Annotated in this window: 14 protein-coding genes and 4 pseudogenes; 13 read left to right on the top strand and 5 right to left on the bottom strand. The window is 58.8% G+C overall.

Features of this window, described 5'->3' with window-relative positions; all coding sequences use genetic code 11:
* The 5 genes and pseudogenes from AWB68_RS36610 to AWB68_RS36590 form a co-directional block, all read left to right on the top strand.
* A partial coding sequence (locus AWB68_RS36610; RefSeq protein ID WP_125483157.1) for an acetyl-CoA C-acyltransferase occupies positions 1 to 681 on the top strand: 681 nt, incomplete at its 5' end.
* A 112-nt stretch (positions 682 to 793) separates the two neighbouring features.
* Positions 794 to 1,534: pseudogene (locus AWB68_RS36605) on the top strand (3-ketoacyl-ACP reductase).
* A gap of 98 nt (positions 1,535 to 1,632) precedes the next feature.
* Positions 1,633 to 1,842, top strand: a complete 210-nt coding sequence (locus AWB68_RS51645) for a hypothetical protein (protein WP_160110135.1) — start codon at positions 1,633 to 1,635, stop codon at positions 1,840 to 1,842.
* 23 nt (positions 1,843 to 1,865) lie between these two features.
* Positions 1,866 to 2,216 carry an aldolase/citrate lyase/malate synthase family protein gene (locus AWB68_RS36595; RefSeq protein ID WP_235028695.1) on the top strand — a complete coding sequence of 117 codons (351 nt, stop codon included), beginning with the start codon at positions 1,866 to 1,868 and terminating at the stop codon, positions 2,214 to 2,216.
* A 79-nt stretch (positions 2,217 to 2,295) separates the two neighbouring features.
* Positions 2,296 to 3,772: pseudogene (locus AWB68_RS36590) on the top strand (aldehyde dehydrogenase).
* Positions 3,773 to 3,909: 137 nt separating this feature from the next.
* On the opposite strand, the gene AWB68_RS36585 reads toward AWB68_RS36590, so the two are convergent.
* From AWB68_RS36585 to AWB68_RS36575, 3 genes are all read right to left on the bottom strand, one after another.
* Positions 3,910 to 4,389, bottom strand: coding sequence for a hypothetical protein (locus tag AWB68_RS36585; protein WP_125483156.1), 480 nt, complete (start codon positions 4,387 to 4,389; stop codon positions 3,910 to 3,912).
* 312 nt (positions 4,390 to 4,701) lie between these two features.
* Positions 4,702 to 6,159, bottom strand: a complete 1,458-nt coding sequence (locus AWB68_RS36580; protein WP_235028696.1) for an IS5 family transposase — start codon at positions 6,157 to 6,159, stop codon at positions 4,702 to 4,704.
* 1,102 nt (positions 6,160 to 7,261) lie between these two features.
* The gene (locus AWB68_RS36575) at positions 7,262 to 8,326 is read right to left on the bottom strand and encodes a LacI family DNA-binding transcriptional regulator (RefSeq protein ID WP_200828892.1); all 1,065 of its coding nucleotides are present in this window, start codon (positions 8,324 to 8,326) and stop codon (positions 7,262 to 7,264) included.
* A gap of 353 nt (positions 8,327 to 8,679) precedes the next feature.
* Between AWB68_RS36575 and AWB68_RS36570 the strand changes: the two genes are divergently transcribed.
* The 3 genes from AWB68_RS36570 (at position 8,680) to AWB68_RS36560 (ending at position 11,636) form a co-directional block, all read left to right on the top strand.
* Positions 8,680 to 9,441, top strand: a complete 762-nt coding sequence (locus AWB68_RS36570) for an SDR family oxidoreductase (RefSeq protein WP_087649119.1) — start codon at positions 8,680 to 8,682, stop codon at positions 9,439 to 9,441.
* Between the two features lie 46 nt (positions 9,442 to 9,487).
* Positions 9,488 to 10,594 carry a glycerol dehydrogenase gene (locus AWB68_RS36565; RefSeq protein ID WP_087649118.1) on the top strand — a complete coding sequence of 369 codons (1,107 nt, stop codon included), beginning with the start codon at positions 9,488 to 9,490 and terminating at the stop codon, positions 10,592 to 10,594.
* A 79-nt stretch (positions 10,595 to 10,673) separates the two neighbouring features.
* Positions 10,674 to 11,636, top strand: coding sequence for a cyclase family protein (locus AWB68_RS36560; protein ID WP_087649117.1), 963 nt, complete (start codon positions 10,674 to 10,676; stop codon positions 11,634 to 11,636).
* A gap of 102 nt (positions 11,637 to 11,738) precedes the next feature.
* Here AWB68_RS36560 and AWB68_RS50935 read toward each other — a convergent pair.
* Positions 11,739 to 11,921, bottom strand: a pseudogene (locus AWB68_RS50935) (porphobilinogen synthase); the annotation flags it as partial.
* A gap of 145 nt (positions 11,922 to 12,066) precedes the next feature.
* Positions 12,067 to 12,903 (bottom strand): alpha/beta fold hydrolase, encoded by an 837-nt coding sequence (locus tag AWB68_RS36555; RefSeq protein ID WP_087649116.1) that lies wholly within the window; start codon positions 12,901 to 12,903, stop codon positions 12,067 to 12,069.
* A 495-nt stretch (positions 12,904 to 13,398) separates the two neighbouring features.
* Here AWB68_RS36555 and AWB68_RS36550 point away from each other — a divergent pair, with 495 nt between their 5' ends.
* From AWB68_RS36550 to AWB68_RS47290, 5 genes and pseudogenes are all read left to right on the top strand, one after another.
* Positions 13,399 to 14,787: an MFS transporter gene (locus AWB68_RS36550; RefSeq protein ID WP_235028694.1), complete on the top strand. Its 1,389-nt coding sequence runs from the start codon at positions 13,399 to 13,401 to the stop codon at positions 14,785 to 14,787.
* A gap of 122 nt (positions 14,788 to 14,909) precedes the next feature.
* On the top strand, positions 14,910 to 15,452 hold the full coding sequence (locus AWB68_RS36545) for a 2,4'-dihydroxyacetophenone dioxygenase family protein (RefSeq protein WP_087649115.1): 543 nt from the start codon (positions 14,910 to 14,912) through the stop codon (positions 15,450 to 15,452).
* A gap of 151 nt (positions 15,453 to 15,603) precedes the next feature.
* Positions 15,604 to 16,827, top strand: a complete 1,224-nt coding sequence (locus tag AWB68_RS36540) for an alpha/beta fold hydrolase (RefSeq protein WP_087649114.1) — start codon at positions 15,604 to 15,606, stop codon at positions 16,825 to 16,827.
* A 144-nt stretch (positions 16,828 to 16,971) separates the two neighbouring features.
* Positions 16,972 to 17,158 (top strand): annotated as a pseudogene (locus tag AWB68_RS51915) (IS6 family transposase); the annotation flags it as partial.
* Between the two features lie 194 nt (positions 17,159 to 17,352).
* A partial coding sequence (locus AWB68_RS47290) for an IS4/Tn5 family transposase DNA-binding protein (RefSeq protein WP_200828891.1) occupies positions 17,353 to 17,628 on the top strand: 276 nt, incomplete at its 3' end.

Genomic DNA, 17,628 nt, shown 5'->3' with positions numbered 1-17,628 from the left:
TACGGCGTCTCGCGCGAGGACCAGGACAAGTTCGCGGCGCTGTCGCAGAACAAGGCCGAAGCCGCGCAGAAGTCGGGTCGCTTCAACGATGAAATCATCGCGATCGACATCCCCCAAAGGAAGGGCGAGCCGCTCAAGTTCGCCACCGACGAGTTCGTGCGTCATGGCGTGACCGCCGAAGCGCTCGCGGGCCTGAAGCCGGCGTTCTCGAAGGAAGGCACGGTGACGGCCGCGAATGCGTCGGGCCTGAACGACGGCGCGGCGGCGGTGATCGTGATGTCGGCGAAGAAGGCCGAAGCGCTTGGTCTCACGCCGATCGCGCGCATCAAGGCGTACGCGAGCGCGGGCGTCGATCCGAAGGTGATGGGCATGGGCCCGGTGCCGGCCTCGAGGCGCTGCCTGGAGCGCGCGGGCTGGTCGCCGGCCGACCTGGACCTGATGGAAATCAACGAAGCCTTCGCGGCGCAGGCGCTGGCGGTTCACAAGCAGATGGGCTGGGATACGTCGAAGGTGAACGTCAACGGCGGCGCGATCGCGATCGGTCACCCGATCGGCGCATCCGGCTGCCGGATTCTCGTCACGCTCCTGCACGAAATGCAGAAGCGCGATGCGAAGAAGGGCTTGGCGTCGCTTTGCATCGGCGGCGGAATGGGCGTGGCGCTGGCGGTCGAGCGTCCGTAAGCGCGGTCAGCGGCGATTCTCATCGGTTATCGGCCACAACAGGTTTGCTGAGACGAGCGGGAAGCGGCGGGCGGCACCGCCGGCTTTCCGCATAACGAAAATGGAGTGAGATATGACGAAGCGCATAGCGTATGTGACGGGTGGCATGGGCGGCATTGGCACGAGCATCAGTCAACGTTTGCATAAGGACGGCTATACGGTCGTCGCCGGCTGTGGCCCGAACTCTCCGCGCCGTGTCAAATAACTTGAAGAACAAAAGGCGCTTGGGTACGATTTCATCGCGTCCGAGGGCAACGTCGGCGATTGGGACTCAACCCGAAAGGCGTTCGACAAGGTCAAGGATGAAGTCGGCGAGATAGATATCCTGGTGAACAACGCCGGCATCACGCGCGATGGCGTGTTCCGCAAGATGACGCACGAGGATTGGACCGCAGTCATCGACACAAACTTGACGAGCCTCTTCAACGTGACCAAACAGGTGGTCGACGGCATGGTCGAGCGCGGTTTCGGGAGGATCATCAACATCTCGTCGGTGAACGGTCAGAAAGGACAGTTCGGCCAGACCAACTATTCGACGGCGAAGGCCGGCATCCACGGATTCACGATGGCGCTCGCGCAGGAAGTGGCGACCAAGGGCGTGACGGTCAACACGGTGTCGCCGGGCTATATCGGCACGGACATGGTCCAGGCAATCAAACCCGAGGTGCTGGAGAAGATCGTCGCGACGATTCCGGTGCGCCGTCTCGGCCGTCCGGACGAAATTGGCTCGATCGTATCGTGGCTCGCGTCGGAAGAGTCGGGCTTCTCGACCGGTGCGGACTTCTCGCTGAACGGCGGGCTGCACATGGGCTAACCGCACGAGCACCGGTGAAGAAACGCCGCGGAAGCGAGCAGAAGCCCGGGTAGAGCAGCGGATTGCACGCTCCGCCCGGGCACGGCGCGATAAAACGCATGGAGACCGTCGGCAGTGCAAGGCTCGACGCAAATCACACGACACCGATTCCCGCAACGATCGGTCATCGCCCGAAGAACCGCATGCTCGCGGTTGAGTTTGCCGGGCAGCCAAAGCAAAAGCAGGGTTGCCAGCGCCCACCGAATCCCGAGGCTGATACGGCTTACCCCGTCGCGCTGGATTGGCAAAGTCACCATCCAGACGAATAACCACGCGGCTCGTATTCGGCAACGTGGATTTCCAGCTCGATCTCGGCATTGACGGCGACGATGAGCAGTTCCTATGTCGCCGCTCACAGATCGTTTTCGCCACTCGTATCGGCAACCTGCTGCCACCGGTGGACGACGTCAGTACCACGCTCGACGCCGCCGCGCAGATCACACACGACACGATCCGCGCAAAGCGCCTCGGTTTTGGGGCTAAGCTTTGTATTCATCCGAGACAGGTGGCCGTAGTCAATGCCGCGTTCATCCCCGGCGAGCTGGGTGTCGAATGGGCGCGCCGGGTTGTCGAAGGTGCCACCGCTTCTCAAGGAGCGGCCGTCGCCGTGGACGGCCGCATGGTCGACAGGCCGGTCATTTGAAGGCACAGAAAATCCTGGCCGGGTCTGGGCGACGTCTGCCGCTTGGCGCCTGATTTAATTTCAACAGGAGACGAAAGTCATGCAACGGTTTGAGATGTATATCAACGGCGAATCATGCCAGTCAGCTTCGGGCGAATGGTGCGATACTAAAATCCCTTCACCGGCGAGACCTGGGCGCAGATCGCGAAAGGCAACGGGACTGACGTTGATCGAGCCGTACAGGCGGCGCATGCCGCATTCAGCGCCGGACCGTGGTCACAGATGTCCCCGAGCCAGCGTGGCCTGCTGCTGCATCGCGTCGGCGACCTGATCGCACGCGACGCAAAACGGCTTGCCGAGTTTGAAGTACGAGACAACGGCAAGCTCATGGCGGAGATGTTCGGCCAGTGCGAGTATTTGCTCCAGTGGCATTACTATTTTGGCGGCCTGGCGGACAAGATTCAGGGCGCTGTCGTTCCGCTCGACAAGAAGGGCTACTTCAATTTCACGCGCCATGAACCGCTGGGTGTCGTCGCCGCAATCACGCCGTGGAATTCGCCCCTGCTGCTGGCCACGTGGAAGATTGCGCCCGCGTTGGCCGCGGGTTGCACGGTCGTGGTTAAGCCGTCCGAGTTCACGTCGGCGTCCACGATCGAGTTTGCGAAGCTCTTCACCGAAGCCGGGTTTCCGCCCGGCGTCGTGAACGTCGTGACCGGGTTCGGAAAGGACGTCGGTTCTCCTCTGGTGGAACATCCGCTCGTCAAGAAGATTACGTTCACCGGTGCGGACTCCACCGGCCGCGCGATCAACGAGGCGGCCGCACGCCAATTCAAGCACGTCAGCCTCGAACTCGGTGGCAAGTCACCCAACATCGTGTTCGAAGATGCCGATCTGGAGGACGCGGTGAATGGCGCGGTTTCCGGCATCTTCGCCGCGACTGGACAGACGTGTATTGCTGGCTCGCGGCTGTTATTGCAGGAGAGCATCCACGACAAGTTCGTCGACAAACTCGTGGCGCTGGCACGGACCGCAAAAATGGGTGATCCGTCGAATATGGACACGCAGGTCGGACCCGTAACGACACGCCCGCAGTACCAGAAGGTCCTGTCGTACATTGAAACCGCAAAACAGGAAGGCGCGACTTTGCTGCTTGGAGGAAAGCCCGGCAGTGCTCCCGAGTGCGGCAAGGGCTGGTTCGTCGAGCCGACCATTTTCGGCAACGTAAACAACAGAATGCGGATTGCCCAGGAAGAAGTCTTTGGTCCCGTCCTGTCGATCATCAAGTTCAAGGACGAAGACGAAGCGCTTGCGATAGCCAATGATGTGCGCTTCGGTCTTGGCTCAGGCGTCTGGACGAGGGATATCGGGCGGTCCATTCGTGTCGCCGAAAAGCTCCAGGCGGGCACGGTGTGGGTGAACAGCTATCGCGCGGTGAGCTACATGTCGCCCTTCGGCGGATACAAGGATTCCGGAATCGGCCGCGAGAACGGCATCGACGCGATCCGGGAGTACCTGCAAACAAGAGCGTCTGGATCAATACCGGCGTCAAGACGGCAAACCCGTTCATCATGAGATAAAATCGGGATAGGAGGCCATCTTAATGATCCCCCGGTGTCCTAGTAGTTGTCGCCTCTGAATTTTCTTAATTTGAAGGAGAGCGTGCAAAAGTTGGGGAGGTCGATTTTGTCAGGCTGGCGTGGCGTACGACATGGTTTCACGGTCTGTTCTGTTCTGTTCTGTTCTGTTCGTTGGTCGGTGTCGGCTTGGCGACGCTGCCCCGATGGATTCGCGCTGACGCGAGGTGGCTATCCTGAGCGCGGAGATGCGGCGCGACGAGAGTTCCCCGGGCGACCCTCACGAGCGCCATGCAGTGCGCCCGTTCGTCAGTCCGGCGCATCTGTCGCTTCTTGGCCATGCGGTGGCTGACGACCTGGTTCACCGCGGACTCGGCGATGCTGCTGCTGATCGACAGGCCCTTACGATACCGATCGCCATAGTTGGCCAACGTGTGCGCGTTGTTCCTCAAGTAGCAAGAGACGGTGTTCAGGTTCCACCAAAGCGTGCTGAATTCATACCCTTCCCTCGTCAGCAGCCGACCGTTCAGTGCCTTGATCCGCTCCACAGCCTTGCTGCCTTTGCCATGCCAGACCAACCACTTGGCGACGAAGGTACGGCTGGACCGGGCGCTGAGCACGGGGAGTTTTCCGGATCTGGCTGCGATGCACGAGGGGCGCCTGAGTGAGATCGATCCGGGCCAACAAGTCAGCTCGGACTTTTCGATTCGAGACCGCAAGTGGCCGACGTCTGCCGATCGTAATGCGCGAAGTAACATGACATCGGCACACACGTGGAACTGCGCACTGTGTCGCGCGTTTCGCAATCGTGTGTTGGTCCGGCTCAGAGTGCTTGCGCCTTGTCCACGTGGACATGTTGGAAAACGACGCCTGGGAGATGTCAAGCTGCTGAGTTCAGATGACGGGAACATAAGTAGTCGGCCCTGCAAAATTCATTTTGCGTGACGAGCGAAGCCGAAGGTGCGGTCTGTTGGCGAGGGGAAGTTCGCCGGTCGGAAGTGATCGCGATGCGGAGTCAATGGATGCGGCGTGACATTGACGAGCCAATGCAACCGCGCGAGGATAAAAAATACAGGCGTCAGGCCCAGGCGGACGATCGCGCGTAGCAACCAGCGCAGGTTGTAGCCGGCAGCACACAGCACCGCGTGTAGCGCATCGCCAGTTTGCCCTTTGAGCCGGCAACGCTGCATGCCGTGGTCGTGCTTCACATGGCCGATGATCGGTTCGATCGCCTGCCGTCGCTTGAGCCAGCGTCGCTGCGAGTTGGTCAGTGTCTTGTGCTTTCCGCGATGAATCAGGTGTACTGATGATACCTCGGCGTCGACCCCGCGGAACCCGAGATCGACCAACACGGTCTTCGGCTTCGGTGTACCGGGCAGGTCCTGCAACAGAATAGAACTCTGTTCGAGTTGCTCGGCCAGCGTGTGCCCATCGTAAGGGTTGCCGGGGAATGCCCGCGCACCGATGATCAACCCTTGCTTCTCCGTAATCGCGAGGCTGACTTTGACACCGAACTCGTACGGCTGTCGGGCTTTTCCCTTGCCGATGCATTCGACTTCCGGGGCGTGTAGCGCGTAGAGCTTGCCCTTATCCTTGGGCCGCTGACGACAGATGCGCCAGGCTCGCTCAAGCCAGACGCGCAGCTGGGCCTGTCGTTCACGCGTGGCGCCCGGCAATTTACGCTCGATGTCGCGCAGCAACCGTCCCAGCACAGTACGCTGGCGTTTGAGCACGCGGCGCAGGCGCTTGAATTGTTTGGCGTGCGCATAGCCACCGGCCCGACGACGTAGGCTTTTGCCTTCGCGTTCATACGTCTGCTTCAGTGCTAGGCCGGCATGTTGCGCCAACTGCACGAGTTTGGCCCGTGCCACCTCCAGCAGACGACTGTCGGTCGGATACGCAATCGCCTTCTCCTGTACCGTCGTATCGACGATCACGCGCTCGAATTCGACCGGTGCAACGGCCTTCATCTGCACGGCAGCCGCGATCGTCGTCGCCAGCAATTCTTCGACCCCCGCTTCGCCCAATGCTTGACGAAAACGTACCAGGTTGGTCGGATCGCACGGCGGACGCGGCTGAAAGTACTCTTCGCCGCAAAAGTACTGCCAATAGTTGTTCTCAGCCCAACGCTCGCACACCGACTCGTCGCTCTCGTTATAGGCGTGCTTCAGGTAGAGCAGACCCACCATTAGGCGACACGGCAACCGAGGACGCCCGGCCGAGCTCACGCCCACACCCACTAGCTCCGGCACAACACCGAACAGATCGACGCCTTCACTGAGGCGGCCCTCGCGAGCACGCCGCTCAAACACCGGCGCCAGCGCTGCTTCGATGGAAGCCCACGGAATTCGTGTGGCCAGCACCGCGAGCGGATGATTGGGTAGCCCCACTGCCTTTCGGTAGCAGGGCCCCCGAAGAACTGTACGTGCAAGTTTCCCTGCATACAGCTCGAGCACAGCGTTAAGCGCCGTACTGACGCCGGTCTTGCCATTGCAGAGCAAGCCCTTCGCAAACGTCACATCGTTAATTCGCCTCATTACTGAGGCGAAGGACGCTGGACCGTAGTCGGACCGGTCACTCACAAGCAGCCCTTCGTTGAATCTCAAATGTTGGCCTGCGACAACTGCACCACGCGGAAGTCTGCACCCTTGCAGGTCGGGGCAAATCTTGAACCCCTATACGACCCATTACAGGTCGTCATTCGCTTTCTCCGCGTTCTCATACCTGCTCCCCCAACAGCGTCCCTCGCGGGTTGCCTGCCTCGTTTCGATGCTTTGAAACTTCAGGCGGAGAATCAGGCTTACCACGTTCCCAATCTTGCCGACACAACCAGACTGCGTTGTGCCTGTCCGTTTAGCGTCTGTCTCTCCCCCGGTAGCGCTCACGACGACGTGCTCCCACTTCGTCAGGGAACAACCGGCTACCTACCGTTTGGTTAGAGCCACCAGCAGCTTGGGCTCTTCGATTGTTACGGAGGGTACGACAATTCACTTATGTTACGCATGCGGAACTTGCCTCGCCCCCACACCGCACGGCTGCTGGCAGTGTCGATTCCTTCTGTCTCCAGGACGAACCGTCTGCTGAAGGGTACTTTGTCCCCGGAGCTTCGAACCCGATCGTTGCCAATCGCGCACGTCCGGGTAGGCAACTGCTGGTCGTACAACAGGTCACAGCTTCAACTTCTAATATTGCGACTGTTGAATGTGACAAGGCAAGAAAGAGCTTTGCCGTCTACTACCTCTGCCGATTTACGTCCGGCGGACGGCGACACGTGTCGCATACGAAGATCAATCATTGCGTCCAAACGGCTGCGAAAAAAATCCGGTGTGCTCATCGGCGTGGCTCGCAAACTCCCAGAAAGAAAATCAGATCGATATTGTTTCTGGGAGTTCGATAACTCTCAAACTTCTTCCCATCACTCACTGGCGCTGGCTCCGCGCAGTTCTGAAGGGGCGACTAAGTAAGCGCCTGGCGGGCGCTTACTACTCGGCTTTATCGGCGAGATTTTCGTACCGCTGCGATGCGCTTGGATGTCGCCGGCGCGTCGCCCAGACTCTCTCTGAGGATCACGTCGCACTTCACGGACAGTGGATCGTCAAACGTGCGCTTTTCAATGAGGCCTACGATACGACGCGCCGCAAGCACGCCGATCTCCTTGGTCGGGACGCGGATCGTGGTCAGTGCAGGCTTTGTCAACGCTGCAAGTTCGATGTCATCCATTCCTGTGATTGACATGTCTTCCGGCACACGAATGCCTTGAATGCCACACTCGTGTAATGCGCCAATCGCCTGCAAATCCGTATGGCAGATTAATGCCGTGGGTTTATCGTCAAGCGCGGCAATCTGGCGAATAGCGTCACGGCCCCCCTCAATGGAGAAGGGCTCCTCGATCACAAGGTCCGGGGCCAAATCCAATCCGAGCTCTTTCATTGCATCTGCAGTCCCGTCTACGCGTTGCCGAGCTCGCTGGTTATTCTTGCGAGAACCGCAAACGATCGCGATTCGCTTATGGCCTCGCGCCAGGACCTCTTTGGTCATCTCGTAAGTTGCACGCCAGTTGTCGAAACCGATGCACTCGCCGTAGCGCGGCTCATCGAGTTGCCAGGTGAGAACTAGGGGAATGCGACGCTGGCGCATCAGATCGAAGACGCGATCTTCATGAGAGGTACCCACCAACACGACCCCGTCTACGCCGCGCTCGACGACCGCTCTCACGACCTCGTATTCGCGTTCTGGAATGTACTCGTGTATCGCAAGAACGACCTGATAGTTCAGCCCCCATAGAGTCTGCTGCAACGTGTGCAGCGACTCGACGAACGCCGGGTTGTACATCGTCGGATAGATTGCTCCGATTGTCCGTGTGCGTTTCGATGCCAAGGCGCGCGCCGCACCATTGCTGACATAGCCCAGCTGCTCGACGGCCCGCTTGACTTGCGCGAGTGTCTTTGGTTTTACCTGATCAGGAACCGACAGGGCACGAGACGCACTTCCCAGCGAGACGCCAGCGAGCTTCGCGACATCTTCCAAAGTAGGACGCGGCGGATCTAAATTTGTCATAGAAACCATTATTCCAAAGCGCGTGATCGCGCGCCCTCCATTCTGCCTGCGGGTATACACCCGGATTGACAAATATCGCCCTGAACTAAATACTTGAAGCGCTTCAAATAAGTTTGTGACACTCATCTATATTGCAATATAGCACTGTCATCTGGCTTTTTGTTACGGCTTCAGAATGAAGCGCTTCATAATAGACCGGGCTAGCTCAAGAGCTCAAGAGCGAGGACAGATCGGACCCGAGGTGCTTCGATCGCGATCGTTTTGACGACGCCCGCGTCTTCGGCAAGTAAGACATTCCGTTCCAGCTTTGACGCATCCAGACGGCAACAACTGAACACCATGGCGGTGATTAAATGAGTCATTCAAATCGAGTCGTTTTGATTACGGGCGCGGTCGGTGGTATCGGGTCGGCTATTGTCGAGCGCTACATCGGGGAGGGGGCCTCCGTGGGTGTGGTCGACTTCGATGAAAAACTTGGCCGGGAGAAGGTAGCCCAATGGACTGAAGCTGGCGCGAAGGCACACTTCGTCGCGGCCGATGTTGCGAACTACGCCGATTGCCAGCGCGCAGTCGACGCGATTTCATCCGTTTTCGGCGAGGTCGACACGCTTGTACTGAATGCCGGTATCTCGCCCAAGCATAACGGCGCCCCCGCCCGCATCTTTGAGATGGAGCCCGCCGAATGGGCGCGGGTGGTGGACGTCAACCTCAACAGCGCGTTCAATTTTTGTCGGATCGCGTCCCCTAGCATGGTCAAGCGGGGCTTTGGGCGCATCGTAACCATGTCGTCTGTCGCCGGAAAGGCGTACCTCGACATTGTGGGCTCCCATTACAGCACCACCAAGGGCGCTCTGATCGCGTTCACACGCCACCTGGCAGGTGAACTCGGTCCACACGGCATTACCGTGAACGGACTCGCCCCCGGCCGAATCGACACGCCGCTGCTCAGAACAGTGTCCTCAGAGGCAAATGCCGCAGTGGTTGACGTCACACCCTTAAGGCGACTGGGCACGACAGACGAAGTCGCAGCAGTCTGCGCGTTCCTGACTTCTGCCGAGGCGAGCTTCGTGACGGGACAGGTTATCGACGTCGCTGGCGGATGGTTAATGACCTGATCGCTTCGATCGCCTTCCGTTCCCAACACATTCAAGTGAGCCGCACATGTTACGCACCATGGGTTTTCCAGGGCAGTATCTGCAGGGTCCGAAAGCTTTACAGGAACTCGGGCCATTGCTCAAGAAAATGGGCTATCAAAGGCCGCTGACACTGTGCGATGCCGTCGTCGGCGAAAAGGTCTGGCCGCTTGCGATCGAGTCGATGAAGGCTGCGGGCCTCGATGCGACCCATATTGTTTTTCCCGGTGAGTGCACCAAGGCTGCGATCGCGGCGCTGTCCGAACGGGCGCGAGCAGAAAAACCCGACGTCATCATCGGTCTCGGCGGAGGAAAGACAATCGATTCGGCGAAAGGAATCTCTCTTTCTCTCGACGTCGCCGTCGTCATCTGCCCCACCATTGCATCTAACGATGCGCCGACGAGCCGGTTGATCGTTCTATACGACGAGACGCACCGTGTCGCCGGCGTCGAGTATCTCAAAAGCAATCCCGCCGCTGTCGTAGTCGACACCGAAATCATCGCTCAGGCGCCCGCGCGATTTTTTGCGGCCGGAATCGGTGACACCGTCAGCAAAAAGTTTGAAGCAGCGCAATGCAAGGCAGCACGCGGGAACAATTCTTTTGATACGCCACCGTTGAATACCGCGCTGCTGCTGGCCCACGCCGCTTACGAAACGTTGATCAAGTACGGTCCTCGCGCGTACCGGTCGATCGCGAAGGGCCAACTGGACGAAGACGTTGAACGCGTCGTGGAAGGCACGGTGCTGCTGAGCGGCGTGGGATTCGAAAGCGGGGGCCTCTCGTTGGCTCACGCACTGATCCGCGGACTGACCGCAGTGCCCACGATGGCCGCGATGCTTCACGGCGAGTTAGTGGCCTTTGGCACCCTGGTTCAGCTCGTCGTCGAGAAGCGCGACGACGCTGAAGTCGACGAGCTTCTTGAGCTCTTGTGTGCGGTCAATCTTCCCGTCACGTTTTCGCAACTCGGACAGCAAGGGGCGCTGACCACGCAAGAAATGTCGACGATCGTCAGCGCCACACTCGGCGCGGCATACAGCAAAAACATGAGCCCGGAGTTGACGGCCGAGCGACTGGAAGATGCGCTCGTTACGGCGGATCTTGTCGGTCTGACAGCGCTGCAGCACCGCAATTAACGAGGTCCGTTGATGAGTCGGCTGGCGCTGGCCGCTTCAGCCCATCAGCAAATATTAGCTGTCGTTCAAGGAGACAAACATGGAAGCCAAGAACGTTCCGCACGTGCGCGAGTTGCTGGAAAATTCCCCAAAAAACTGGGGCAAGTGGGGGCCGGACGACGAGGTCGGGTCGCTCAACTATTTGACTTCAGCCGAAATCCTCAAGGGTATCGCGACCGTCAAGCAGGGCAAGAGCTTCACGCTACAAGTGCGGATGGGCGATCCGGACGGAGATCCTGTCTGGCCAGGCCGTCAGTCCGCGAAGCGGATGAGTGTGATGGACCGCGGTCACTACAACTGCGGCAAAGGTCCCCGATTTCCGGGCTCGTATGAATATGCGGACGACGTGATGTTCATGTATCTCCAGGGCTCGACGCAGTACGACGCGTTGGGCCACGTGTGGTACGACGATCAGATCTGGAACGGCTACGACGCTGACACCACCATCGGCGGACTGGCGAAGGCAAGTGTCTGTGCGATCGGCGAGCGAGGCGTCGTTGGGCGGGGCGTATTGATCGACATCGCACGCCACCGCAACAAGGAAGTGCTGGAACCCGGTGAAACGTTCACGCATCTGGACCTGCTCGCCGCGGCAAAGGCGCAAGGGGTCACGATCGAGAAGCGCGACATTCTGATTATCCGAACGGGCTGGATTGGCTCCTTCTATAAACGCGATCATGCCGAGTTTTACGCGAACTTCAAGGAGCCGGGTCTGACGTACAGTCCGGAGCTGGTGCAGTGGTTCCAGGACATGGAGATTCCCAACCTTGTCACCGACACCATCGCCAACGAGGTGACGGTTGATCCTGTATCGGGCTGTGAACTCCCCTTGCATAACGCCTTGATGCGTAATCTGGGTGTGACATTGACGGAGATCGCTCAACTCGACCTGCTCGCCGACGACTGTGCCGCGGACGGTCAGTGGACCTTCCTCTATGCGGCGGCGCCGTTGAAGGTGGTTGGCGGGACGGGGGCGCCTGTGAATCCCATCGTATTGAAGTAAAAGGCGGCGGGAGCCGGTGAGCGCCGGCCGGTTTATAAACGCCTCAGGTCTGGTCGGTTGGGATGAAACGGTCCGGGTTCCACCCGGCCCACCCTCAACCTGATAAGCCGCGAGAGGGCGGGCGTGACGCCTTTCGGATGTCGCGAACGTGTCCAAACAGCTACCGGCTGGCTTGACCGTCAGACAACGAGTTCCCTCATACTCGTCGAGCAACGATTCTTCGAAGCGCCTCCGATTCAGGGGATTCATCTGGCAGGTCGAGTGGCCTCCGCTCAGTCTGCCCACGGATTCGCCAAAAAGCTGGACGCCGCTGCTCGTAAGGGCACGTGTGCGCGGGCCATGCCCGCGCTTATCGACGCTCTGGAGGTCTTCTTTTTCTCACAACGTCAAAGCCAACCTTCGCCCGCAGACGGCCAGATGGCCAAGACGGCTACACGCGTGGATCGGAGAAGAAATCGATGATTGCCGGGAGTACTTGCTCGGGCGCTTCCAAGGTGGGGCTATGTCCGATTTTGCTGAGCCGGATCAGTTTCGCGTTCGGCAGTTCCCGCTTCATTTGATCGGACCACGCCGGCGGCCGCGGCATGTCTTCTTCGCCGTTGATGATTAGCACCGGGATTTTGATCGATGGCAACAGTTCGACCGAGCTTTCTCTGTGCATGACGCCCTTCATCGCAGGGCGCAATGATTTCGGCAACGCAGCGATGCGGTCGCGCCAGTACGCGAGCATTTCCTGCTTTTCAGGATTGTGGCGAGTGGTCTTGCCGAACATCACTTCCATGGTCATCTCGAGAATTTGGCCCGTGAAACCCTGTTCGCCGGCGTCAACGACCCATTGTGCGAAACGCGCACCTTGCTCAGGCGGCTCGCCGCAAGCCGACGAGCCAGCGACGACCAGGGATCGAAAGAGTTCCTGGCGGCGAGCAATGAGTCGGAAGGCAACGTCTCCGCCCATGGACTGAGCCATGACATTGATCGACTTGATACCCATCTTGTCGATCAAGGCAGAGATGTCGTCCGCGCATTTGTCCATCGTAATGATATCGACCTTATCGAGCGCGCTTTTGCCCTGGCCCCTGAAATCAGGACGGATCACCCGAAATTTGCCTGCGGCTGCCTGAACCAGGCCGTCGAACATCGTCCCATCGAGAAAGCAGGAGTGGAGGCAGAGAACGACCGGCAAGTCGACCTCGCCCGTGTCCTCGACCCAGAGGGTCGTTCCGTTCACTTCCATGCTGGTGCCTTGTGACTTCATTTCTTGCGACATGTTTGTGCTCCTCCAATGATTGATTCACGCCGGCGCTACGGTTTGGTACGCCCCGACGCACTGCCTGCTAGACATCGATACGGGGCAGAAACGGTCTTCGAAGCAACCGACTCGCCGCGCAGCTGCGTCTATCCAAAAATGAAGCGCTACAAATACGAACAGCCGAATTCGCTGCGGCCCTACAAATGCACGTATCTGTTCGCCTAACGTCTCATAAATGAAGCGCTTTCAGAATCGCGCTTGTGTGATGGAATGTCAACCCGTAGGTTTACACCTACGATATATATTGGGCTACACGGCTATTTATAGGGAAAACCCGGTTTGCATTGGCGGGAAACCGGCGTCAAACTTGAAGCGCTTCAAAACGAAACGTAGCCGCGACCATTCAAGTAAGAAAATCCAGTCTAATTTTGAAGCGCTTCATAAATACGAGACGACGTCCTGTCTTGCACCTGGCGGCCAACAGCGCCAAACGTCAAACCCATGGAGGATGTAATGGAAACGGTAGATAAAGGCGGCGCCTCGGCTCGCCTCGCGTCGCCAATCAAAAAAAGGATGGTGGCGCCCGAGTCATGGATGGCGCTGCTGCTGCTGTGGCTCGTCTACGCAATGGATGCAAACTCCCGCCAGATGTTGTTCGCCGTGCTACCGTCAATCACGAAGGAGTTCGGGACCAGCGCTGCGACCATCGGCCTGTACGCAACCATCATCACGATGTCGACAGCGCTGATCGCGATCCCGACGATGATTTGGGCTGACAAGGGTGGCCACGGCTGGCGCCGCAAATATCGACACCTTCCGATCGTGATCGGCTATACGCTCTTTACCTGCTTGACGGGTCTGAACGTGCTCACCGCGTCAATCGGCGTATTGGTGGCGCTGCAGGTTCTGTCGCACGCCTTCGGCGGGGCCGGCGAGTCGATTGAAGTAACCTCGCTTGCCGAATGGTGGTCGAAGGAACGTCGCGGGCTGGCACTCGGAATCCATCACACGGGATACCCCTGGGGGACGCTGATCGGCGGCTTCGCGATAAGCGGATTGCTCAGCGTTTATGGGCCGGAAAACTGGCGCATCGCGTTCCTGTTTTTCCCGATTCCGATGGTGATCGTGTTCGCCCTGTATTGGTGGTATTGCAGTGAAAAGCGCTACGATAGATTTCACGCCCACGTCACTGAAGCCGGCGAAACCCCACCGTTGTCGCCTGATTTGGAGCATGGCGCTGGCGCACCGAAGGGGTCGTTCGGCGTGGCCATGAAGAATCCGAACATCTCCATCATCGCGCTCGTCTCGCTGCTCGCCATCGTCGGTTACTTCGGGATCAGCTTCTGGTTGCCGCAGTATCTTGCGTTCGTCGCCCACTACAACTTCGCGGAGGCCGCTGCATACAGCGTGCTGTTCACGATCACGGGCGGCGTCGGTCAGATCGTGTGGGGCTGGATCTCGGATCGCCTCGGTCGAAAGCTTTGTCTGATGATCGTCTTCATCTGGCTGGCGATCGGCATGCTTCTGTTCAAGTATTCCTACATGAGCCTTGGCACACTGGTGGCAATCCAGCTCTTCGCAGGATTTGCATTGAACGCACCCTACACGCTCGTCTATGCAATCGCGTTCGACTCGACGAAGCCAGGAACCACTGGCATTGCAGGCGCGATTATTAACGTTGGCATCTACCTTGGCGGGTTCGGACCTTTCGTGATCGGCGCGTTGATCGGAGCGGGCGGAGGATTCGGCAAAGCCGGAGGGTACAACGACGCGCTGTATTTCATCGCTGGCCTGATGGTGATCGCGTTCTTCCTGACAGCATTCTTCACGCGAGAAACCACTGGCTGGTTCCGAAAGCACGACCGGGCGCTGGTGTCTCGTGCCGTCTGTAATGTCGAATAACGCACGATCCTTGCTCTGAATAGAGTCTGATCGAGGCTGTAGAGAACTTTGTCCCCGGCGCTCACATCACGCAGGCAGGCGTGGGCGCAACAGTTTTCATATCTGAAATTAAGGAGTGAAGCATGTCTACCGTATCTGAAAAACGAGGCGATGAAGAAGCGATTCCTTATCAACTGCCGCAACCGCCGTTCATGTCGGCCGACATCGTGCATCTTGGGGTACTCGACAAAATGCTCGAGGACGACAAACTTTGGGTGCCCATGACCAAGACGGTTTCGTTCAAGCCATTGCTGCTTTGCGCGAGCCAGGGCTATTACGTGAACCTGTTACGCGTGCGACAGTCCGGCGTCCTTTCGCGCCATCGGCATACCGGCCCGGTACACGCGATGGTGCTTAAGGGCCGATGGTACTACCTCGAGCATGATTGGGTCGCGGAGTTGAATTCGTATGCGCACGAACCGGCGGGCGAAACGCACACCCTTTTTGTTCCAGAAGACGTCGACGAGATGATCACCTGGTTTCACGTGACCGGTGGCTACACCTACGTTGACCCGCAGGGCGTCGCCGTGGGCTACGAGGATGTTTTTACCAAGATCGAGGCGGCACGTACCTACTATGAAGAAATCGGCCTTGGCGCGGATTACGTGAAGCAGTTCATCAGGTAGCCCGCCGATTCGCGCAAGACAACAGATCCATGACGGCCGGCGGTGACTTTAAAACGCCAGCGATTAGACGTAGCGCTGCCGGCGACCTTCAGTTAACCCAATCGAGCAAGGGTTCTCCCAGCGGGATAACCCAAATATTAGGAGACGCATCATGTCGAAGCTTACCGACACCACCTGGTGGAATGATTTCGCCAGTGAACTCAACCGCGACGAGGACTGGACGCGGGCAGCTCGCTACTTTGACGGCCGCATTCAGTTCAAACATGACAACGGGTACTCAACGCTCGCCGTGCTCGCAGGCAAAGCCGTCGCAGTTTTCCCCGAGGGAAGTCCGTTGGGCGCCGACATCGTCGTTGCGGGACCCGACGAAGAATGGCAGCGGGTGCTCGACGGCAAGATTGACTGGTTCGAAGCGCTGTCGCCGGGCATGGGCAAGCTGACACTCGAAGGCAACACAGTCGCTGCCTGGCAGTATGTCGATGTGATGGCTCGAGCATTCGACGCGATGAAGCGTGTTGGAAAACCCGATTCAGGCGAAAAACCATCCTATTCTCCCGGCCCGAAGCCGTCGGGGAAGGAAACGACCGGTCATTACGTGATGGTGGACGGCATCCGCGTCTACTATGAAGAAGCCGGCGAAGGCCATCCGGTCGTATGCTTTCACGCGGCGTCTCAGGACACGCTCATGTATCGCCACGTGCTGGACGGGCTGTCCGACGAATTTCGTGTCATCGCGGTCGACGCTCCCGGTCACTCCAAAACCGAACTGCCCGCGGATGGCCCGTTCCACAGCCTGACGCGTCACGCCGAATTCAACGAGCGGCTGATGGATATCCTCGGCCTGAAGAAGCCGGCAATTATCGGTTGCTCAATGGGAGGCAATCTCGTGCTGGAACTCGGATCGCGCCGGCCCGACGCCTATGGCGCGATCATCTCGGCTGAAGGTGCCGATTACACGCCGACCGTCTCGGAGTTTTTCCTGGACATGCTTCTCATGAACGGGACAGAAATCATTGGTGCATGGTCCCGGTCGATGACCGGTTATCGCACCCCGCCGGATCGAGCCGCAGAAGTCGTGTGGCAGATCTCGCGGACCACGCCGCAGGTCATGCGTGGAGACTTGACCGGCTACGCGAACTTCGACAAGCGGTCGGAAGTTGGAAGGATTAAATCACCCGTGATGCTGCTTCGTGGTGACGCGGACTGGCTCGTGTACCAGGAAAAGGTTGAGGAGGCAGCGTCGCGGATCCCAGGCAGCAAGATTGCTGTGTTGGCCGGAACCGGTCACTATCCGATGACCGAGAACCCGCTGGAGTTTTGCGACACCGTCCGCGGCTTCCTGCACGAAGCCGGCTTGGGAAAGGCGAATAGATAAGCTGTGTGGAATCGGAGCCTCGAGCCGCTGCGCGACCATTGGTCAATGGCTTCGAGCGCTCCGCTCCGATTTCGTGCTTTTTGCGAGGCGCGAATATACCTAAACTAAGGGCCGAGACGACTGCGAGCTGAGCGTGCGGCACAGCTGGTTGAGATTATGGCGGAGCGGGCTCTGTCGCTCGCACACACGACGAGTGTGCGTTACGTACGACGCTATACGCGGGAATTCGTCAAACGCTGGACCCGTGTCGGCACGCCCGCCCGTCGGTTTGAGGGTGTTGGCGAAACTACCAAAGCTCCGTGGCCTATGGGTGTACCTCGATCGCGCGGTGAGCTTTGTCGCCTTCGTCGAGAGGGCGTTCGCCGCCACCACGTCGCCCTTGACGTTGAGCCCGAAGTCTACGGTCGCCCCGGTTCAGCATCTCAGGATTGCCCACATCTTCGGGATCTGACGCGAAAGAATTGCTTGTAAACACGTAGCGTCAATGTTAACTTTCGCGCACCCTGTTTGTAACGGCGTGCGAGATTGGCGGGCGAGAACGATATCGACGATTGGGCAAACACCGAGTTCGGCGCTGCGAACCTGGGCGACGCACGTCTGGAACGGCGTCTTGTTGCCCTGGCGCGCCGCCTCGCCTGCAGCCCGCAGAGCTCGTTTCCGCAATCGCTCAACGCTGCCGAGCTTAAGGCCGCGTACCGCTTTTCGACAATACGCAGGTCGATACCGGAAGTTTTCAAGGTAGTTGTCGCCTCGACGATTGGAATTCAGGCGGCTTTTGGCTCCTGGTTTCGGGATTGCGAG

It is taken from the genome of Caballeronia choica (genome assembly GCF_001544535.1).
In the GTDB taxonomy this organism is placed as follows: domain Bacteria; phylum Pseudomonadota; class Gammaproteobacteria; order Burkholderiales; family Burkholderiaceae; genus Caballeronia; species Caballeronia choica.
The sequence above is the reverse complement of the archived record's forward strand: the minus strand, read 5'-3'. Positions and strand labels throughout refer to the sequence as shown.